Origin of the sequence: Chryseobacterium piperi, assembly GCF_002285635.2 — a bacterium.
Classification (GTDB): Bacteria; Bacteroidota; Bacteroidia; order Flavobacteriales; family Weeksellaceae; genus Chryseobacterium; species Chryseobacterium piperi.
In genome coordinates, this window is sequence record NZ_CP023049.2 from 2227611 (window position 1) to 2248072 (window position 20462).

The following is a 20462-nucleotide window of genomic DNA, read 5'->3' on the forward strand; positions in this document are numbered from 1 at the left end:
AAACTTAAGTGTCAAAACTTTTGTGTGACTTTTGTCGTTTATTTTAAAATAAGTTTAAACAACATCAATCAATAAAAACGGATCCAAAAATAATGGATCCGTTTTTTTAGTTTCAGATATAATTAAAAATTAAAATTCAGTCTCGTGAAAACGTACCTTCCATTCTGTCCAAACTGCGAAGTAGAACGTGAGTAAATAAACTGATCGTTATTAGTAGATACCGGAAGGTTTCTGGTTGGATAAATATCAAATACGTTATTCACCCCTAAAGTTAATCCTACATTTTTGGTAAACTGATATGCCACAGAAATGTCAGTAATTACTCTATCAGAAATGATCTGATGTTCATTAGGCCCAATAATTCCATCACCATTAGCATCTACCAGGTCAGCGCCGGTTACTTTCCCGAAATACGTATTTCTCAGGTAAAAACTTGCGTTCTTCCAAGATAAGCTATGGGACAAAGTCGCTTTCACTCTTGGAACAGCTTCTTCCAGAAATACCCTTGATCTTTCAGAAAAATAAGTATTTTCAAGATTAGCAGATTCTAATAAACCTGATGAATGAACATTGCCTACTTTTCTGGTCTGATTAAGATTCATGGCAAAGCTATTATCCAGCTTCACATCAGAAAATCTTGCATTATGAGCAATCACCACATCCAAACCTTTGGTTTCCGTATCAATAGCATTCGCAAAGAACTGCCCTGCACCTACCCCTGCTTCATCAAAGGCAATTTTCGCATCTTCAGGAACTGCTGCTCTGGTAAATTGATCTGTAAGAATAATTCTGTTTTTAATTTTGGTAAAATATCCATCTGCCGTAAAGGTTAAATTAACAGAAGGAATTCTGTAGGTAAATCCTACACTCGCAGATTGAGAAGTCTCCTGTTTCAATTTTGGAATTCCTAATAATCCGGCAATTCGTGAATCATTACTGAATGTTCCAACTTCCAGAAGCTGACTATTAGTAAATAATGTAGAAGTTACATTATAATAGATCTGATGAATAGACGGTGCTCTAAAACCTGTAGATCCGGCTAATCTCAAATTTAAATTTTTATCAAGTTTAACTCTTGATGCCAGTTTATAGTTGAAAGTAGACCCGAAATCCGAATAGTTTTCATACCTCGCGGCAGCATCAACCAATAGCCAATCCGTAAAGTTGAATTCAAAATCAGCATATCCTGCTACAGACTGCCTGTTTCTATTCACAGCATTTTCCGGTCGGAACCCTCCAAAAACCTGAGACCCTCCCGGAAGTGCGTTTCCGAAAAAGTCAGTAGGTCGTTGTGTTGTGCCATTCCATACATTCCCGTTGACATCGTAAGTAGCATAAGATGCCTCTTCCCCTGCAGTTATTTTAAAGTTCTCATAACGATGCTCAGCTCCGAAAGCGATATTAATCCCTTGCCACACATCATATTTTTTTGAAAAATCCAGGTTAATTGTATTTTGGGAGAATCTCAGACCACCGGCTCTAAATTCGCTTGGTGAAGCAAACCTCAGAGACGTATTTCCTGTATTTTGAATATTGTAATCAAAGGAGTTCTGTCCAAAAGTATTACTGAAATCAATATTCCATCCGTCCCAGTTTCCTTTAATTCCTGCAGAAAGTGATAAATCCTGAATATCCGTAGCTATCTGAGGTAAATAGCCATTAGGATAAATAGCCGTAAATGTTCTACTCTGGTTCGGTCTTCTGAAAAAACCACCGGACGTACCTTGTCTGAAACTGTAACCACCAAAAGTATATACCTTCCAGTCATCATTAATAGGAACCTCTATATTGGCAAAAAGTTGATGGTTGCTAAGCTTAGACTGTCCCACCTGCATATTGAAATCTTTTCGGTCTAACCCTCTGTAAGCTAGTTCCTGATCCGTTACATTAGCTCCTAAAATCCCCTGCAACGCTCCAATCGTATTAGCTCCTTGTATTTGATTTTGAAAATCCTGTGAAAAATAGTTCACATCCTGTGAATACTGATGGATATAATTAACAATCTGCTGAGAATTGGGAGTGTTTCCTATATTGGTAAATAAAGAAGATAAATTAACCCCATCATTTGAAGCCCTTTTTTCAATAGCATTATAAGCATTAAATATAGCCCCACTTTCCGTTCCGGCTCTGGAAGTCGGATTTCTGAATTGTGAAGTCCAGGTAATGTTATAAAAACCACCTTTCTTCCCTATTTTGTTTCCGTAGTTTAAATCAACCTGAAAGTTCTGTCCGTCAAAATTTCCAGTATGGTCATTAGCGGCTGGTGTCAGGTTTCCACCGTAAGTAAATTGTCCGGTCAGCTTACCGGTATCTCTTTTTAATCCAAGATTGATCACTCCGGCAATTGCATCCGATCCATACTGCGCAGCAGCACCATCTCTCAATACTTCAATCCGGTTGATTGCAAAGGACGGAATTGCATTTAAATCTGTTCCTACTGTTCCCCGCCCCGGAGTACCGTTAACGTTGACCAATGCTGAAGTATGTCGTCTTTTTCCATTGACCAAAACCAAAACCTGATCCGGCCCTAAACCTCTTAGCTGTGCAGGGTCCAGGTGATCCGTACCATCCGAATTCGTTTGAACCGTAGAAGTAAATGAGGGAGCAATAGCGTTTAAAATTTGTGAAATGTTCGTCTGAGGTAAAACCAGTGACGACTCTTTTATATTAAATACATCCACAGGAACCGGGCTGTCGACTTTTGATCTGGCTCCGCTTCTAGATCCTAATATGACTACCTCTTCTACATTGGCAGTCTTTACTGTATCTTTTTCCTGTGCATAAGCATATGTTCCCAAGAAAAATAAAACAGAAGCCGAAAAAATTGTCTTTCTATTTTTCATACATTTTATGTTAAGATTTCTTTAACTTTTTTTGAGGAGCAAATGTATGTCATATTTATTAGTCTACAAAAAAAGTGGACTAATAATTTACAGAAAATGCTAATAGCTTAAATCTATTTTTTAAATTTTGGTAAGCTTAGCGTATTTTAGAATAAGATTTTTCTCTCCTTCGTGCATGAAAATTACTTTTGCCTTGATATTTTGTGGATCAGTACCATCCAGGAAAGTAACTTCTCCAATACCAAAACGGTCATGTCTCACTCTATCTCCTACTTCAATGTCCTGCGAAGATGCTCCGCTTGGATTGATAATTTTAGCGGTACTTACAGGCTTAAGCTTTCTTGGCTCTGCTATTGGTTTTGAATTTTCGTTCTTCTCAATCGTTTTCTTCTCCACCTTTTTGAAGCTTCTGACTTCCGAAGGATGTTCATCAAAAATATTGGATTTGATCCCTGCATGGTTGATGAATCTTTTTTCCATTGCCGGATTGATGAATTCTATAAACTCATCATCCACCTCAGTTAAAAACCTTGATGGCTCAGCATCTGTAATTTTCCCCCATTGAAAACGGGAAATTGCATAAGAGAAAAAGGCTTGTTTTTCAGCTCTGGTCAAGGCAACGTAAAATAAACGTCTTTCTTCTTCCAGATCTTCTCTGGTTGCTGAGCTCATAAAACTAGGGAAAAGATTTTCTTCCATTCCTACAAGATGTACAACCGGGAATTCAAGTCCTTTAGAAAGGTGAATGGTCATTAAGGAAACCATATCTTCTTCCTCTTCTTTAGCTTGCGTATCAGCAGAAAGGGCAATATTTTCAAGGAAGTTCGATAAACTCGGGTCTCCATCTTCCAACTGCATTTGTTCTTCAATAAACCCTTGCATCGAGTTCATCAATTCCTGAACGTTCTCTACTCTGGAAATCCCTTCCGGCGTTTGATCGTCCTTTAACATTTTGATCAAACCACTTCGTTTAGCTACTTCCATAGCCACACTATAGGCTGTTTCAGTTTTTAATAATACCTCAAACGCTTTGATCATCGACCAAAAATCATTCAGCTTATTAAGAACTCCGTTATTAAAACCTAGCTGCGGTGCATACATCGGAAGATTATCAAGTACTTTCGAAACAGGAATATTCTGAGCGTCCGCAAAAACGATTAATTTATTCTGCGTAGTTTCACCAATTCCTCTTGTAGGATAATTGATGATCCTCATCAAAGCTTCGGAATCATTTTCATTGATCAGAAGGCGAAGATAAGCAATAAGATCTTTCACCTCTTTTCTTTGGTAGAAGGATAAACCTCCATATACTTTATAGGGAATATTCTTACGTCTCAGGGCATCTTCAAAAGCCCGGGTCTGTGAGTTGGTCCTGTATAGAATTGCAAAATCATTATATTTTCTCTGATCTCTGTTGCGAAGTTCCCAGATGTTCCCGGCCACAAAATTCGCTTCATCAGCATCTGAAAGTGAACGGTAAATTTTTATTTTATCCCCTTCTTCATTTTCACTGAAAACATTTTTCTTAAACTGCTGAAGGTTCTTTGCAATGACGGTATTGGCTGCATTAACAATAGTCTGTGTCGAACGATAGTTTTGCTCCAAAGAAACGGTTACTGCATCCGGATAATCTTTTTTAAAGTTCAGGATATTGTAGATATTAGCTCCACGGAATGAATAAATAGACTGCGCATCATCTCCTACTACACAAATATTTTCAAATTTTGAAGCTAAAGCTTTCACAATAAGGTATTGTGAGTGGTTCGTATCCTGGTACTCATCGACAAGGATATATCTGAACCGGTCCTGATATTTTGCCAAAACTTCCGGGAAACGGGTCAGCAATTCATTGGTTTTTAATAACAGGTCATCAAAATCCATCGCTCCGTTTTTGAAACAGGCTTCCACATATTTTTGGTAGATCTGTCCGATAAATTTCATATTTGCTTTTTCATCAGCCTCTACTAATTCCGGATTGTTGAAATAAGCTTTTACTGTGATCAGGTTATTTTTATAAGTGGAAATTCGTGCCTGAACCTTTTTAGGCTTATACAGATCTGCATCAATATTCATATCCTTCAGCACCTTTCTGATCACATTCAATGCATCCTGCTGATCATAGATGGTAAAGTTGGAAGGATATCCCAGGTAATGAGCTTCACCCCTTAGTATTCTTGCGAACACAGAGTGAAAGGTTCCCATCCATAAGCTTCTTGCATTACTCTGCCCCACAACTTTGGCGATACGTTCTTTCATTTCTTTTGCAGCCTTGTTGGTAAAGGTAAGAGCCAGGATATTAAAAGGATCAATTCCATTCGTAATCAGATGGGCAATACGCATGGTAAGCACACGCGTTTTTCCGGAACCGGCTCCTGCAAGTACCATCAATGGTCCTTGTAGAGTGGTAACGGCTTCATATTGTGATTCATTGAGTCCTTTCAAATAGTCCATACTGCAAAAAATTTTGGGAATACAAAATTAATGTATTAAAAGGAGAATTCAAATTTTTGGATCCTACTATGGTATATTTAACATAAATAGCCACTCTACTAAAAAATCGCAAAATAATTGTAACAAATGCCCTATTTTTAAGACTTATTGACAAACAATTTCTACTTTATGAAAAAACGACTTCTTTCTGTTGCTGCTGTGGCTTTCTTTGGAATGATGCTGAATGCACAACAAATCAAATTCGAAGAGTATGACTTACCCAATGGTTTGCACGTAATTCTTCATCAGGACAACACAGCACCTGTAGTTACAACAGGGGTAATGTATCATGTAGGTGCTAAAGATGAAGTAAAAGGAAGAACCGGTTTTGCTCATTTCTTCGAGCACTTATTATTTGAAGGAACACCTAATATCAAAAGAGGTGACTGGTTTAAAATTGTTTCTTCCAATGGAGGACAAAATAATGCCAACACTACGAACGACAGAACGTATTATTATGAAACTTTCCCTTCCAACAACGAGCAATTAGGCCTTTGGATGGAATCTGAAAGAATGCGTCATGCGCTAATCAACCAGGTTGGAGTAGATACTCAGAGAGAGGTGGTAAAAGAAGAAAAAAGATTAAGAATGGACAACCAGCCTTACGGAAATCTGTTTTCTACCATCCAAAAAAATCTTTTCACCAATCACCCATATAACTGGCCGACTATCGGATCTATGGAAGATCTGAATTCTGCGAAGCTGGAAGAATTTCAGGCATTCTATAAAAAATATTATGTTCCTAATAATGCTACTTTGGTAGTTGCAGGAGATATTAAGCCTGAACAAACCAAAAAATGGATTGAGGAATATTATGGTGGAATCCCAAAAGGGACTATTTATCCTAAGGACTTCCCGAAAGACGCTCCTATCACACAGGAAAAAGAAGTTACGGCTACAGACCCTAACATCCAGCTTCCTGCGTACGTTTTTGCATACAGAACACCTGCTAATAAAGAGAAAGACGCTTATGTTTTAGATATGCTTTCCTCTTACCTGAGCAATGGAAAATCTTCGGTTTTATACAAAAAACTAGTGGATCAGGAGAAAAAAGCACTTCAGGTAGCTGCGTTCAACCAGGGGCTTGAAGACTATAGTATTTTTGCCTTCTTTGCGATCCCGATGGGACAGACGACAAAGCAAACTTTACAGTCTGATATCGATGCTGAAATCAAAAAGCTACAAACGACTTTAATTTCTCAGGAAGATTATCAGAAACTTCAGAATCAGTTTGAAAACCAGTTTGTAAATCAAAACTCGAGCATTCAGGGAATTGCTGCTTCATTAGCGACAAACCATGTATTGATGGGAAATACCAACCTTATCAATAAGGAAATTGACATCTACAGATCGATCACAAGAGAAGATCTTCAAAATGCTGCTAAAAAGTACCTGAATCCTAATCAAAGAATAATCATTAATTACGTCCCTGAAAAAAAATAATCCTCAGTAACGTTGAGTTTAAAAGTGATTATAACAAACAATTATTTACAAATGAAAAAGCAATTAACATATATAGCTGTAGCATTTTTATTTACAGGAATGCTTTCCGCACAAAAGATAGATCTTAATGCAATGCCTAAGCCGGGTCCTACTCCTGCTATCAACATTGCAAAGCCAAAAACTTTCCAGTTGTCTAATGGTCTTACGGTAATGGTCGTAGAAAATAACAAGCTGCCAAGAGTAAGTGCTAATCTTTCTATGGACAGACCTCCCTATTATGAAGGAAGTGTAACCGGGGTAAGCCAGATTATGGCTGAACAGTTCGAAAACGGAACTACCAATCTAAGCAAAGATGAATTCAATAAAAAAATTGATTACCTGGGAGCTAACCTTAATTTTTCATCAGGAGGAGCTTTCGCCAGTTCATTATCAAAATATTTCCCGGAAGTTTTAGGACTGATGGCCGATGCTATCATCAACCCTAAATTCTCTGCTGAAGAAATTCAGAATTCTAAAGAAAGAGCTATTGAAGGATTAAAATCAGATGAGAAAAATGCATCATCCATTGCATCGAGAGTTTCCAATGCTTTAGCATATGGAAAAAACACGTCAAGAGGAGAATTTGAAACGATAGAATCTATCAACAAAATTCAGCTGGCTGACGTTCAGAATACCTATAAAAAATATTATACTCCCGACAATGCTTATCTGGTAATCGTGGGAGACGTAAAATATGACCAGGTAAAACCCCTGATTGAAAAAGCATTCAGTGGCTGGAAAAAATCCAATACGGCATTTACAGCTTTAGAACCTGCTTCAAATGTAGCCAAAACAGAAATCAACATTGTTGATGTTCCTTCTGCCGTACAATCTGTAATTTCTGTTGGAAACCTGAATACGTTAAAAATGAAAGATTCCAACTACTTTCCTGCGACGATTGCCAACTACATCTTAGGTGGCGGTGGAGAAGCAAGATTGTTTATGAATCTTCGTGAGAAAAACGGATTCACTTACGGGGCTTATTCAAGCATGAGTGCAAGCAAATATTCACCTGAATTCTCTGCTGAGGCCAGTGTAAGAAACGAAGTGACCGATAAGGCTGTTAAGGAATTTATGAATGAGCTCAATGCAATCTCTACAGTAAAGCCTGAGGAGTTGGAAAATGCAAAAGCTAAATTGAAGGGAAGCTTCATCATGTCTTTAGAAAAGCCGGAAACCATTGCAAGATTTGCTTTAAACCAAAAAATACAGGATCTTCCTTCTGATTTCTATACCAATTATCTGAAATCAATCGATAAGGTTACTGCAGCAGATGTTTCTAATGCGGTAAAATCAACTATTTATCCTAATCAAAGCAGAATTTTCATCGCAGGTAAAGCTTCTGATATTTCTGAAGGATTGGAAAAATTAGGATATCCGGTAAAATACTTTGATAAAGAAGCGAATCCAGTAGCAAAACCTGCAGCTCAAAAAGTAGACGCCAGCGTTACTATCGGATCTGTTGCAGATAAATACATCAATGCTATCGGAGGCCTGCCTGCTGTTCAGAAAATCACCTCGATTTCTACGGATGCTACGACCAAAGTACAGGGAATGGATATGACTATGAAAATGATCCAGGCAAAAGGAGGTAAAATGGCAATGAACATCAGCATGATGGGAAACACCGTACAAAAAATCGTTTTTGACGGTAAAGATGGTTATATGGAAGTTCAAGGTAAAAAAAAGCCTCTAAACGATAAGCAAAAGGCGGAAATGGGAGAAGAAAAAGAACTTTTCCCGGAACTTAATTTCGCCAAATCTCCTGAATATAAATTAGCCGGAATCGAAAAGTATAACAATGAAGATTCTTACGTCATAAAAGGAGCGAAAAACACCTATTATTATAGTGTAAAAACAGGTTTAAAAACCGGAGAGGTAAAATCAGGAGAACAAGGTTCAACCCCAACCAGTTATGCTGATTATAAGGAGGTATCAGGCGTAAAACTGCCTCATACGATTCTTCAGAATATGGGAGGAATGGACATCAACTTAGCCGTAAAATCTTATCAGATCAATCAGGCTAAAGATTCTGATTTTAAATAACGTACATTCGGGTTAAAATAAGAAAGGAGTTAGAAGAGGGAGGCTGGAGGCTAGTATTGAACCAGTAATTCCAGGCTTTTATTATAAAATAGGATGATAGTTATTTTTTAGAACTCAATAACTTCCCTCTTCCAGCCTCAAGCTTCCTTACTTTATAAAACAGGAATCTATTATATTCCTAGCCCAGTATAATAAAAAGCATTTATTTTAAAGAAAAAACGATAGCAATTGCTGTCGTTTTTTCTTTTTACTGAAATCTTATTTTGGTATTCGATAAAAAAAGATTAAATTTGCCCATTCAAAAAGATATCAAATTAATGGATTCTATATTTATACTATTGATGGTTCTTATTATGATTGCTAGCGTTTTACTGGTAATTATTGTTATGGCTCAAAACCCAAAAGGTGGGGGTCTTTCCAGTACTTTCGGAGGTGCATCATCTGCACAGTTTGGAGTACAAAGAACCAATGACTTTATGGAAAAGGCAACATGGACTTTAGGAGCAACAATTATCGTTCTTATACTTTTAAGTGTTGTTATTACAGGAAAGCCATCACAAACGGCTCCTATTAAGGTTCCTACTCAAAAAGAAGCTCCTGCAAAATCTGCTCCGGCTTCTCAAACAACAACGCCAGCTAAGACTCCGGCTAAATAAGCAAATAATAATTTTACATACTAAAAAGCAACTCTATTTGAGTTGCTTTTTTATTTCAGTTTGATCTTTTCTATTTGGTGGCGAAGTTTCAAACCTGCTTTTAAAAAAGAATACTGAATAGGCTTGGCTTCTTTGTAGTACTTGCTGATAAAAATTTGCATCGCACCATAGAACCTTTCCAGATATACCTCATCTTTTACAGTACTTTCTCCCTTATGATGAAGGATTGATGCCTTGCCATAATAATAATTTTTTAATCCTTGGTTCAGTAAGGTATAACACAGGTCAATATCTTCCCCATACATAAAATACGCTTCGTCTAATCCTCCTGCTTTTTTATAGATATCTTTTTTAACGAGAAAAAAAGCTCCCGTAATGACTTCCACTTCATCAATATCATATTCCCCAATATCATTACGGTAATACGATTTTGAATTGTTATTTTTAAAATTAACAAACAGCTTCTCAAAGGAGTTAAACATATCGGGAACCGACCGTTTGCTTTCGGGTAGAAAATTTCCTTTTGCATCATGCATTCTTACTCCTAAACACCCAAATTTCGGTTGATCATTGGCAAACTCAAGGATTTCTTTTATATATGATCCCTCAAGCTCAGTATCCGGATTTAAAATTAAAAGATAATCTCCTTTAGCGGTTTCAATAGCTTTGTTATTGGCTTTTGAAAATCCCTCATTCTGTTCAGAGGCAATAAAATGAAAATCCGGAAATTCAGTAATCAGCTCTTTCCATGAAGTGTCCGTAGAGGCATTATCGATAACAATGACCTCATAATGAATATCACCTATATAATGTTGAATAGATAAAAGGCAACTCCTTAATAATCGGGTAACGTTATAATTAACAATGACAATGGACAGCTGTATATTCATCTTAATCCTTTTCGTTATAAGGAAGACGGTTGATGATGGATCTTCCCAAAGAAATTTCATCGGCATACTCCAGTTCATCCCCTACTGAAATCCCCCTTGCGATACTTGAGAAATTTACATTAAAACTTTTAAACTTTTTATAAATATAGTACGCAGTAGTATCTCCTTCCATGGTTGCACTTAAAGCGAAAATAAACTCCCTTACTTTGCCGGAATTCAACTTTCTTTCTATGCTTGGGATATTCAATTGATTAGGACCTACACCTTCCATAGGTGAAATCTTGCCTCCCAAAATAAGATACTTCCCGGTATACTTTCCGGTATTTTCAATAGCGATCACATCCCGAACATCCTCCACAATACAGATCAGCTCATCATTTCTTTTAGGACTGCTGCATATTTCACAAATATCAAAATCAGAAAAATTATGACATTCTTTACAGTACTTGATTTCGTTCACAAGATTGATCAGAGAGTTTCCGAGACTTACCGCTCTGGAATTGGGTTGTTTCAGTAAGTGAAGCGCTAAACGCAAAGCAGTCTTCCGGCCAATTCCGGGAAGTCCTGAAATCTCATCCACTGCTTTTGCCAAAACTTTACTTGGGTAATCCATAATTACAAAAATAATATAAAAAGATGAGTATTTCCGGCTTTATCAGGGTAAAAATCAGCTACTTTTTGTAATAAAAAATATATCTTTGAACAAAATATGAAAAAAATCAACTAAATGGTACTTAACAACCTGAATTATCCATTGGATTTTAAATTTAAAATCACAACATTAGCCAGCGACTTCAACATTACCGACAAAAATGGAAACTATGTTGCTTATGTTCGCCAGAAAATGTTTAAGCTCAAAGAAGATGTTATCGTCTTTAATGATGAAAGCAGATCAAGAGAGCTTTTCAGAATCCAGGCTAACCAATGGATTGATTTTAATGCTTCATATTCTTTAAATGATCTGGTTGATAAAAAAAACTTTGGAAGACTGGCAAGAAAAGGAATGCGTTCTATTTGGAAATCCACCTATAATATCCTTGACGCAAAGGACCAGCCTAAATTTACCGTAACAGAAGACAATGCCTGGACAAAATTCTTCGACGGAATGGTCAGTGAGATTCCTATTATTGGTATGTTTACAGGATATTTCCTCAATCCGGCTTATACTGTAAAAGGACCTGACGGAAAAGAATATTTCAAACTTAAAAAAATGCCTTCTTTCTTTGGGAGAAGATTCCAGCTTGACAGAATGATTGATATCGATGACGAAGACGAAAGTTTAGTCGTTCTTTCATTATTAATGATGGTACTTCTCGAAAGAGCAAGAGGGTAAATATATAATATAAACCACAAATCAATGAAACACTTTATTATTATCCTTTCAGCATTATTTTTAGTTGCCTGTAAAAAAGACAAAGAAACTGGTTCCGGTTCTTCATCTAAGGATTCTCTAACGATTGTTAAGGATTCTGCCAAGACGAATGCTGCATCAGGAAAAATTTTAGTTGAAACCTTTCCTTTCCCAAAAGAGATCAAGGAGTGCTCATGTTATTTTGCGAAAAGCAAAGAAGATTTTGTAGCAGAGAAGTATATTTATGCTGATGATGCTGGCAAAACAGCTTATATGAAGCTGGATGGCAAAAGATTAGCCATGAACCTGATTTCATCAAGCGATATGGAAGTTGAAGACCAACTGAGCAAAGAAATAGAAAATGGGGATTATAAAATCTCTGTAAAAGGTAAAAAAATAAAAAGCGAAGAAACTCTATTATTCGAAGGAACACTGACTATTGAAAAGCCAGATGGTACTGTTATCACGTTACCGGTTTATGGCGAATGTGGGTGTTAGTCGATAGAAGCGGAAAGGCTGAAAGGCGAAATCGCTGAATTGTAAAAGCGTAAAATCGTAAAATTGTCATATGGATGTATAAGCCTTTTCACAATTTCGCCTTTTTGCCCTTTTCACGATTCTACAATTTTACCATAAAAAAGTATGCTCCCGAATTACGGGAGCATTTTTTATTTCGTAATTTTGATAAAAATAAAATTTTATGGAATTATCCAATATAGAACCGCAAATTATCTGGAAAAATTTCTCCAAATTAAATGCAGTTCCAAGACCTTCAAAAAAAGAGGAAAAAGTAATCGCATTCATCAAAGGATTTGGTGAAAATTTAGGACTGGAAACTACGGTAGATGAAGTAGGAAATGTAATTATTAAAAAGCCTGCCACAGCAGGAATGGAAAACCGTAAATCTATTGTATTACAATCTCATTTGGATATGGTTTGCCAGAAAAACAATGATGTTAATTTTGATTTCGAAACAGAAGGAATCAAAATGGAAATCGATGGCGACTGGGTAAAAGCAAAAGGGACTACATTAGGTGCCGATAACGGTTTAGGAGTTGCTACAATTATGTCGATTCTTGAAAGTTCTGACATTCCTCACCCAGCTTTGGAAGCTCTTTTTACTATAGACGAAGAAACAGGAATGACCGGTGCTTTAGGATTAAAGCCAGGCCAATTAAAAGGAGATATTCTTTTAAATCTTGATACGGAAGAAGATGATGAAATCGATATCGGTTGTGCAGGAGGAATAGATGTTACCATCACCCAGACTTATGAAACAGAGCCTGCTAAAGGTCAGATCGTAAGAATTGAGGTTAAAGGATTACAAGGTGGACATTCAGGAATGGATATTCATAAAGGTTTTGGAAACTCTAATGTCATTATCGGAAGATTATTATATAATGGGTTAACTAAAGAAAACATCCAGCTGATTTCAATTGATGGAGGCGGATTAAGAAATGCAATTCCAAGAGAAGCTGTAGCTATCGTATCTGTGAGAAATGCTGCCGAGTTTATCGAAGAATTGACGTCCGGACTTAAAAAAGAAATTCTGGAGGAATTTGCTACGGTTGAGCCGGGGTTACAGATCAATATTGAAAATTCTACAAGTTCTGATAAAGCAATTTCTGAAGAAGATTCCAAAAAAATTATTTTGGCTTTGAAATCTCTTCACAATGGTGTTTACCGAATGAGTCCTGATGTTAAGGATCTTGTAGAAACATCCAACAATGTAGCCAGAGTTGAATTGAAAGGAGGAAGCTTAAAAATCCTAAACCTTTCAAGATCATCCGTTGAATCTACTAAAAATGCAGTGGCTGAGCAGCTAAAATCAGTAGCTGAGCTAGCTGGAATGAATGTAGAGTTAAGCGGTTCTTATCCGGGATGGAAACCTAAACCGGGATCTGAAATCGTTCAGCTGATGGAAAAAATCTATACAGAAAAATTCAAAGAAAAGCCTCATGTTGTAGCTTGTCACGCAGGCCTTGAATGTGGGATTATCGGAGCTAATTATCCTGAGATGGAAATGGTAAGTTTCGGACCTACCATCAGAGGAGCTCACTCTCCGGATGAGAAAGCCAACATCCCTTCAGCTCAGAAGTTCTGGAGTTTCCTAAAAGATATTTTAGCGAATATTCCGCAGAAATAAAATCTTTTATACTATAACAAAAAAAATCCAAGTCATATGACTTGGATTTTTTTGCTAAGTAAAGCCCATTTCTAAAAACAAACTTTAAAAATTACTAAATAAAAAACTCCCGAAGAGGTTCTTCGAGAGTTTATATTTTAAGTTGGAATCTGACTAAGGATAAGGAGCAATTTCCACGGCAAGACCTTCCATATCGTCTGCCATATGCAGCTGACAGCCTAATCTGCTGTTATCCTGCACGTGAAAAGCTTCCGCCAGCATGGCATCTTCTTCAGCACCCATTTCCGGTAGTCCCGGATCATTAATTACGTATACCTGGCATGAAGCGCACATGGCCATTCCACCACATACCCCGATAGTTCCTTCTTCTGCTAATTCATACGAACGTATAATTTCCATTAAATTCATGGACATGTCCGTAGGAGCAACAACATCATGAGTTACACCTTCTCTATCGGTGATTTTTATATTGATATCTGACATAATTATACAAAATTAGTCAATTTTTTTCACAACTGCCTTTTCTGCTTCTTTACGGCTTCCATCAAACCCGTCTACTCCACTTACTGTAGTATATTTTAAAACGTATTTTTTACCCGGATTCAATCTGTTGTAAACACTTTGACACATCAATGTAGCCTCATGGAACCCACATAAAATCAGCTTAAGCTTTCCAGGATATGTATTGATATCTCCTATCGCATATACCCCTTCAATATTGGTTTGGTAATCTAAAGCGTTGTTTACAACGATTGCATTTTTCTCGATATTCAATCCCCAATTGGCAATATCTCCCAATTTTGGAGTTAAACCGAATAAAGGAATAAAGTAATCTGTCTCGATATCCTGAGCTTCCTCACCATCTCTCTGTACTGTAATTGCAGAAACTTTTCCGTCTCCTTTTATTCCGATTACTTCAGCTGGTGTGATTAATTTTATTTTTCCTTGATCCTTTAAATCCTGAACTTTCTCTACTGAGTCTAAAGCTCCTCTGAATTCATTTCTTCTGTGAATTAAAGTTACTTCGCTCGCAACATTCGATAAGAAAATACTCCAATCTAGAGCAGAATCTCCTCCTCCGGCAATAACTACTTTCTTGTTTCTGAAATGTTCAGGCTCTTTGATAAAGTATTCAACTCCCTTTTCTTCGTAATCAGCAATATTTTCAATGGTTGGTTTTCTAGGCTCGAAAGTTCCTAATCCTCCGGCAATCGCCACGGCTTTTGCTCTGTGAACAGTTCCCTTATTGGTAACTACTTCAAACCATTCTTCATCTACTTTTGTAAGCGTAACCGCAGTTTCTCCCAAAGTAAATCCAGGTTGAAACTGTTTGATTTGTTCCATTAAGTTATCAACTAATTCTCCAGCATTTACTGAAGGATATCCTGGGATATCGAAAATAGGTTTTTTAGGATAAAGTTCAGCCAGCTGCCCTCCTGGTTGAGGAAGTGCATCAATAATATGGCATTTCATTTTAAGCAAACCTGCTTCAAATACAGCAAAAAGTCCAGTAGGTCCGGCTCCTATAATCAATATATCGGTTGTTATCATAACAAAATTTAATTATACATATAACTGCAAATTTACTAATTTTAACGCGAAGCTGATTTAATTAAGTCTAAATAAAAAGCTGAGATTTATCAAATCGTAACAAATAACGAAATATATTAATTTTGGCAGTGTTTTTGTAAAAATTATACCATGAAGAAAATCTTTTATATCGTTGCATTATTTACATCCTTTTTAGGCTTTGCCCAAATAGACAATATTGCAGATGGCGAATCCATTACCTTTAGAATTCATTACGGGATTCTGACTGCAGGAAATGCAACACTTACCACTCAAAAAACGACATATAAAGGACTTCCGCACCTCTATGTCAGAGGAACAGGACAAACTTCCGGTGCTGTGAAAGCTTTTTTCAAAGTGGATGATTTATATGAAAGCTTCGTCAACATAGACACCGGCCTTCCCAGTTTTTACGTAAGAAATGTAAAAGAGGGGAGCTATCGTCAACATTTTGAAACAGTATTTAACCACGATAACAATACGTTAATTTTAACGGATAAAAAAACACCGGCCAATGGATCTAAAGTCATAAAATCGGTAAAAGGAATACAGGATATGCTGTCATGCTTTTACTATTTAAGAAGCCAGAGTCAAAATGACCTGAAAGTAGGAACTGTAATCAACATGAATGTATGGATCGATGATGAGATGTTTCCTTTTCAGCTGAAAGTGGTGGGAACAGAGAATCTGAAAACCAAATTCGGAACTATTAATTGTCTGAAAATCATCCCTTCAGTAATAAGCGGAAGAGTTTTTAAAGAAAAAGAAGGTGTTACGATGTGGGTATCCAATGATGCCAATCATGTTCCTATGCTGTTAAAAGCAGAACTAGCAGTCGGTTCATTAAAAGCCAGTATCGACGGATATAAAAATGTGAAATATCCTTTAAAATTCACGAAGTAAAATATTATACCTATATAGCATATGCCTGTAAATTTTACAGGCATATTTTTTATGAATAATGCCCATATTTAATTTCTTATCCATCGCACGCGAATATGATACAGTAGACAAAAAAAAGCCTCCGGATCGGAGGCTTTATATTATAAAGTTTTAAATTGTTCTAAGGTTCTGATATCATTCTCAAAAAACATTCTGATATCGCTCATTTGATAAAGAAGCATTACAATCCTTTCTATACCCATTCCAAAAGCATATCCCGAATACTTCTCCGGATCGATATTTACATTTTTAAGAACAGCAGGATCTACCATTCCACAGCCCATAATTTCCAGCCAACCTGTTCCTTTTGTAATTCTGTAATCTGTTTCTGAGTTCAATCCCCAGTATACATCAATTTCAGCACTAGGCTCAGTAAAAGGGAAATAAGAGGGTCTCATTCTTATTTTTGATTTTCCGAAAAGCTCCGTAGTAAAGAACTGAATAGTTTGTTTTAAGTCTGCAAAGCTTACATTCTCGTCAATATACAAACCTTCTATCTGATGGAAGATACAGTGAGAACGTGAAGATACCGCTTCATTTCTGAAAACTCTTCCCGGAGAAAGAATTCTTATTGGCGGCTGATTTTCTTCCATATACCGGATTTGTACAGAAGAAGTATGTGTTCTTAACAGAATATCCGGATTTTGCTCAATAAAGAAAGTATCCTGCATATCTCTTGCCGGGTGATATTCAGGAAGATTAAGAGCCGTAAAATTATGCCAGTCATCTTCTATCTCAGGCCCGTCTGCAACAGCAAAACCAATGGATTTAAAAATCTCAATAATTCTGTTTTTTACCAGGTTGATAGGATGTCTTGATCCCAGCTCCAAGGGAAAAGCAGGCTTTGTAAGATCATCTTTTTCTACGATTATAGAGGATGCAGAAGCATTTTTTAAATCTTCTAACTTTATGGCAACAGCCTGTTTCAAGGAGTTGACCTTCTGCCCGAATTCTTTCTTCTGGTCATTAGGAACTTCTTTTAATGTTTCGTAAAAATCGTTTAGAACTCCTTTCTTACCATTATACTTGATTCGGAAATTTTCTATCTCCTCTTTCGATGTAGTATTGAAGCTGTTTACCTCAACGAGTAGTTCTTCTATCTTTTCTATCATTCTTTTACCCTTTCAAAATGTTTTGCAAAAATACGATTTTCAGTTTAATAACTTATTTATTTATCATAAAAAAATCTGCCCCTTATCGGAGGCAGACTTCAATCACTTATTTCACTTAAATAAAAAAATTATTTTTTCTCTAAAGCTTTAACGTTGATCTGAAGAGTTACCTCATCTTTAATCACTCCGTCTTTAGCAGGAACCTGGAACTTAACTCCAAATTCGTCTCTCTTAATATCTTTTGGCTCAGTGGCTACAGTCACCTCTCCTTCTTTTACAGAAACATTAGCTTTCAACTGAAATGGCTTTGTAATACCTTTAATGGTTAAGTTACCATCTAAAAGAGTATTGTAATCACCTTCTACAGCCGGTGTAACTTTAGTAACTTCATAAGAAGCAGTAGGGAATTTTTCTACTTCAAAGAAATCTCCGCTTTTTAAATGCTCATTCAAATCTGCTAATTGCTTAGCATCATCTTTCAAATCTACTGATGTCAGGGAATTCATATCAGCAACGAACTTTCCGCTTTCAAGCTTTCCATCCTTTACTGTAAGATCCCCACTTTCAAACTTAATCGTTCCGAAGTGACTTGTGTTGTCAGATTTAAATACTTTATACCCCTTCCACTCTATTTTACTATTTAAAGTATCCAGTGCATATTGAGCTCCATCTTTTGTAGTTGTTACTTCACCAGCTTCACTTGTTAGTGGTTTATCTTTCTTACAAGAAACTACAACAGCCGCAGCAAAAACAGCCGGAATCATTAAAGAAAACAATCTTTTTTTCATTTTGGTATTTTTTTATTACAAGCGCTAATATAATAAAAAAAATAATTCTTTTATAAAAATAGTACATTTGTAACATGCTATTAGAAATAAACAACCTATACTTCTCACACCGTAAAGACCAGCCCTTGTTCCAAAACCTCAATATGAGATTTGAGGAAGGCAAAATCATTGCATTGGCTGGAGAAAGCGGTTGTGGAAAATCTACGTTACTCAATTTAATTTATGGTCTTTTAGACTGGGAAAGCGGAGAAATTATCTTTGATAATACTCCCTTAATGGGTCCCAAAGGGAACCTTGTTCCCGGTGAATCTGAAATGAAATTCGTTGCCCAGAATTTTGATCTGATGCCTTATTCCACAGTAGCTGATAATGTTGGTAAGTTTCTTTCGAATATCAACCTGGCTAAAAAAAGAGAAACAGTTACTGAACTACTGGAAGTGGTAGGATTAGAGGATTACAGCAATACACTACCCAAGAATCTGAGTGGCGGACAACAACAGAGAGTAGCTATTGCCCGGGCATTATCAGTATTGCCTAAACTGCTTATTTTGGATGAACCTTTCAGCAATATTGATTTTCCAAGAAAAATAGAGCTTAGAGAAAGGCTTTTCAGATATGTAAAGCGACACCATATTTCTCTCATTATTTCTACTCATGAGCTTCAGGATATTATGCCATGGCTCGACCAGATAGTAATTCTTCAGAAGGGAAGGCTTATTCAAAATACCAACCCTGAAGAAACCTATAAAGATCCTTATAATCCCTATGTGGCAAAGCTTTTTGGAGAGGTCAATATTTTTAATGAAAATGAAATGCGTGATTTCCAGATTTCTAAGTTTTTTTACTTTCCTCGTGAAATTAAAACTGCTCAGGATGGCTTTGAAGCTGAAGTACTCGAAAGCAGATTTGCAGGAAGCCATTACTGGAATAAGATCAGTGTCAAAAACAAAGAGCTGGTTATATACAGTGAGAAAAAGGTAGAAAATCCCGTTAAAATCATTTTTGAATAGAAACTAAAAGGCAAAATTGCAAAAAGGCTTACACCTACACCATATAACAATTCAACGATTTTACGAATTTACAATTCGGCGATTTCGCTTTTCAGCCTTTCCGAATTTTCACTAATCGACAGATTATCTTACTGTTATTGTTAGTTTGTGGATAAAAAATCGTTGTTACTGGAACTAGTTTTTAAAACTTTTTCTTACATTTGTATTTCCACAGTATAAGGAAATTTTTGGTTAATTCTCTTTCTGCCTCCAAGACGGACATTAGCAGGATCCTGCAATCAAGTCTTTGAAAGATTACACTGTCCAATCTTTTCCTTTTTTTATTGCTGACTACCAAGGATTATCCCGGATACAAAAATTTCATTCCTGTAAAGACAAAATCGCTGATTTGCAAAATGGTGAATTCATTGGAGTTTGTCATTTCGGTCATAGAAGAAATCTCTAAATAAGTGGTTTAAATCTTAAATGTTTAGATAATATAATACTGTATATAATATATTCAGGGTGTGCAAAGCATGCTTCACTGATTAAACTTTATGTTTGTATCCGGGATTATATTCAGTGAATATCCACTATACTTAATAAAGTATTAAGCTTTTTTTACAAACTCCGACTTTAAAGCCATAGAGCCAAAACCATCTATTTTACAATCAATATTATGATCGCTACCTGGTCTTAAACGGATATTTTTTACTTTAGTTCCTGCCTTAACTGGTTTTGGAGCTCCTTTTACCGGTAAATCTTTAATCACAACAACAGAATCACCATCTTGTAATTCATTTCCGTTGGAATCCAATATTTTTCCTTCGCTGGCAGATGCAGATGCAGCTTCTTCAGGATTCCATTCATAGAAACATTGAGAACACACCGTCATATTATCACTTGGATAGGTAAATTCGGAACCACATTTTGGACAAAGTACAATATCACTCATATTTTTATTTTTTACAAAGGTAGAGCTTTTTGAATAATGAAGGGCGAAACCGAATGTCACTAAGAGCCGAGAACCAAGAACCGAGAATAAAGAGAAAAGAATAAAGATAATTTACTATTAAGATACAATATCACCCCTTATACACTACTCTCCTAAACTCTCAAACCCTCAAACTCTAAAACTCCCAGACTCTAAAACCCTAA

17 protein-coding genes are annotated in these 20462 nt (G+C 36.4%); 8 read left to right on the forward strand and 9 right to left on the reverse strand.

Features of this window, described 5'->3' with window-relative positions; translation table 11 throughout:
- Positions 1-122: 122 nt before the first annotated feature.
- Complete coding sequence (locus tag CJF12_RS09655) at positions 123-2843, reverse strand: TonB-dependent receptor plug domain-containing protein (RefSeq protein ID WP_034686381.1); 2721 nt, start codon at positions 2841-2843, stop codon at positions 123-125.
- 120 nt (positions 2844-2963) lie between these two features.
- Positions 2964-5294 carry an ATP-dependent helicase gene (locus CJF12_RS09660; protein WP_034686382.1) on the reverse strand — a complete coding sequence of 777 codons (2331 nt, stop codon included), beginning with the start codon at positions 5292-5294 and terminating at the stop codon, positions 2964-2966.
- Between the two features lie 168 nt (positions 5295-5462).
- Between CJF12_RS09660 and CJF12_RS09665 the strand changes: the two genes are divergently transcribed.
- The 3 genes from CJF12_RS09665 (at position 5463) to secG (ending at position 9517) form a co-directional block, all read left to right on the forward strand.
- On the forward strand, positions 5463-6776 hold the full coding sequence (locus tag CJF12_RS09665) for a M16 family metallopeptidase (RefSeq protein WP_034686383.1): 1314 nt from the start codon (positions 5463-5465) through the stop codon (positions 6774-6776).
- A 51-nt stretch (positions 6777-6827) separates the two neighbouring features.
- On the forward strand, positions 6828-8861 hold the full coding sequence (locus tag CJF12_RS09670; RefSeq protein WP_034686385.1) for a M16 family metallopeptidase: 2034 nt from the start codon (positions 6828-6830) through the stop codon (positions 8859-8861).
- Between the two features lie 317 nt (positions 8862-9178).
- Entirely contained in the window at positions 9179-9517 is a 339-nt protein-coding gene (gene secG / locus CJF12_RS09675) for a preprotein translocase subunit SecG (protein WP_034686436.1), read from the forward strand.
- Positions 9518-9567: 50 nt separating this feature from the next.
- Here secG and CJF12_RS09680 read toward each other — a convergent pair whose 3' ends face one another.
- A complete protein-coding gene (locus tag CJF12_RS09680) occupies positions 9568-10407 on the reverse strand; it encodes a glycosyltransferase family 2 protein (protein WP_034686386.1) in 840 nt (279 codons plus the stop codon).
- Position 10408: 1 nt separating this feature from the next.
- Positions 10409-11020, reverse strand: coding sequence for a recombination mediator RecR (gene recR / locus CJF12_RS09685; RefSeq protein WP_034686388.1), 612 nt, complete (start codon positions 11018-11020; stop codon positions 10409-10411).
- 114 nt (positions 11021-11134) lie between these two features.
- Here recR and CJF12_RS09690 point away from each other — a divergent pair, with 114 nt between their 5' ends.
- From CJF12_RS09690 to CJF12_RS09700, 3 genes are all read left to right on the forward strand, one after another.
- Entirely contained in the window at positions 11135-11740 is a 606-nt protein-coding gene (locus tag CJF12_RS09690) for an LURP-one-related/scramblase family protein (RefSeq protein ID WP_034686389.1), read from the forward strand.
- Positions 11741-11764: 24 nt separating this feature from the next.
- Positions 11765-12256 (forward strand): hypothetical protein, encoded by a 492-nt coding sequence (locus CJF12_RS09695; protein WP_034686390.1) that lies wholly within the window; start codon positions 11765-11767, stop codon positions 12254-12256.
- Positions 12257-12458: 202 nt separating this feature from the next.
- Positions 12459-13904, forward strand: a complete 1446-nt coding sequence (locus CJF12_RS09700; RefSeq protein WP_034686392.1) for an aminoacyl-histidine dipeptidase — start codon at positions 12459-12461, stop codon at positions 13902-13904.
- 153 nt (positions 13905-14057) lie between these two features.
- Here the strand turns inward: CJF12_RS09700 and CJF12_RS09705 are convergent, their stop codons facing one another.
- Both CJF12_RS09705 and CJF12_RS09710 read right to left on the reverse strand, forming a co-directional pair.
- A complete protein-coding gene (locus tag CJF12_RS09705) occupies positions 14058-14387 on the reverse strand; it encodes a 2Fe-2S iron-sulfur cluster-binding family protein (RefSeq protein WP_034686394.1) in 330 nt (109 codons plus the stop codon).
- A 12-nt stretch (positions 14388-14399) separates the two neighbouring features.
- Positions 14400-15455, reverse strand: coding sequence for an NAD(P)/FAD-dependent oxidoreductase (locus CJF12_RS09710; RefSeq protein ID WP_034686395.1), 1056 nt, complete (start codon positions 15453-15455; stop codon positions 14400-14402).
- A 150-nt stretch (positions 15456-15605) separates the two neighbouring features.
- Here CJF12_RS09710 and CJF12_RS09715 point away from each other — a divergent pair, with 150 nt between their 5' ends.
- A complete protein-coding gene (locus tag CJF12_RS09715; protein ID WP_034686396.1) occupies positions 15606-16376 on the forward strand; it encodes a DUF3108 domain-containing protein in 771 nt (256 codons plus the stop codon).
- Between the two features lie 140 nt (positions 16377-16516).
- On the opposite strand, the gene pheS is transcribed toward CJF12_RS09715, so the two are convergent.
- Both pheS and CJF12_RS09725 read right to left on the reverse strand, forming a co-directional pair.
- On the reverse strand, positions 16517-17527 hold the full coding sequence (pheS, locus tag CJF12_RS09720) for a phenylalanine--tRNA ligase subunit alpha (protein ID WP_034686397.1): 1011 nt from the start codon (positions 17525-17527) through the stop codon (positions 16517-16519).
- Positions 17528-17655: 128 nt separating this feature from the next.
- Complete coding sequence (locus CJF12_RS09725) at positions 17656-18315, reverse strand: YceI family protein (protein WP_034686398.1); 660 nt, start codon at positions 18313-18315, stop codon at positions 17656-17658.
- 74 nt (positions 18316-18389) lie between these two features.
- Between CJF12_RS09725 and CJF12_RS09730 the strand changes: the two genes are divergently transcribed.
- The gene (locus CJF12_RS09730) at positions 18390-19325 is read left to right on the forward strand and encodes a sulfate/molybdate ABC transporter ATP-binding protein (protein ID WP_034686400.1); all 936 of its coding nucleotides are present in this window, start codon (positions 18390-18392) and stop codon (positions 19323-19325) included.
- Positions 19326-19914: 589 nt separating this feature from the next.
- Here the strand turns inward: CJF12_RS09730 and CJF12_RS09735 are convergent.
- On the reverse strand, positions 19915-20259 hold the full coding sequence (locus tag CJF12_RS09735) for a zinc ribbon domain-containing protein YjdM (protein WP_034686402.1): 345 nt from the start codon (positions 20257-20259) through the stop codon (positions 19915-19917).
- Positions 20260-20462 lie beyond the last annotated feature (203 nt).

Excerpts from the sequence above, each read along its gene's own strand:
- CJF12_RS09655 (WP_034686381.1), bottom strand. The coding sequence starts at position 2,843 with ATGAAAAATAGAAAGACAATTTTTTCGGCTTCTGTTTTATTTTTCTTG.
- CJF12_RS09660 (WP_034686382.1), bottom strand. The coding sequence starts at position 5,294 with ATGGACTATTTGAAAGGACTCAATGAATCACAATATGAAGCCGTTACC.
- CJF12_RS09665 (WP_034686383.1), top strand. The coding sequence starts at position 5,463 with ATGAAAAAACGACTTCTTTCTGTTGCTGCTGTGGCTTTCTTTGGAATG.
- CJF12_RS09670 (WP_034686385.1), top strand. The coding sequence starts at position 6,828 with ATGAAAAAGCAATTAACATATATAGCTGTAGCATTTTTATTTACAGGA.
- secG (WP_034686436.1), top strand. The coding sequence starts at position 9,179 with ATGGATTCTATATTTATACTATTGATGGTTCTTATTATGATTGCTAGC.
- CJF12_RS09680 (WP_034686386.1), bottom strand. The coding sequence starts at position 10,407 with ATGAATATACAGCTGTCCATTGTCATTGTTAATTATAACGTTACCCGA.
- recR (WP_034686388.1), bottom strand. The coding sequence starts at position 11,020 with ATGGATTACCCAAGTAAAGTTTTGGCAAAAGCAGTGGATGAGATTTCA.
- CJF12_RS09690 (WP_034686389.1), top strand. The coding sequence starts at position 11,135 with ATGGTACTTAACAACCTGAATTATCCATTGGATTTTAAATTTAAAATC.
- CJF12_RS09695 (WP_034686390.1), top strand. The coding sequence starts at position 11,765 with ATGAAACACTTTATTATTATCCTTTCAGCATTATTTTTAGTTGCCTGT.
- CJF12_RS09700 (WP_034686392.1), top strand. The coding sequence starts at position 12,459 with ATGGAATTATCCAATATAGAACCGCAAATTATCTGGAAAAATTTCTCC.
- CJF12_RS09705 (WP_034686394.1), bottom strand. The coding sequence starts at position 14,387 with ATGTCAGATATCAATATAAAAATCACCGATAGAGAAGGTGTAACTCAT.
- CJF12_RS09710 (WP_034686395.1), bottom strand. The coding sequence starts at position 15,455 with ATGATAACAACCGATATATTGATTATAGGAGCCGGACCTACTGGACTT.
- CJF12_RS09715 (WP_034686396.1), top strand. The coding sequence starts at position 15,606 with ATGAAGAAAATCTTTTATATCGTTGCATTATTTACATCCTTTTTAGGC.
- pheS (WP_034686397.1), bottom strand. The coding sequence starts at position 17,527 with ATGATAGAAAAGATAGAAGAACTACTCGTTGAGGTAAACAGCTTCAAT.
- CJF12_RS09725 (WP_034686398.1), bottom strand. The coding sequence starts at position 18,315 with ATGAAAAAAAGATTGTTTTCTTTAATGATTCCGGCTGTTTTTGCTGCG.
- CJF12_RS09730 (WP_034686400.1), top strand. The coding sequence starts at position 18,390 with ATGCTATTAGAAATAAACAACCTATACTTCTCACACCGTAAAGACCAG.
- CJF12_RS09735 (WP_034686402.1), bottom strand. The coding sequence starts at position 20,259 with ATGAGTGATATTGTACTTTGTCCAAAATGTGGTTCCGAATTTACCTAT.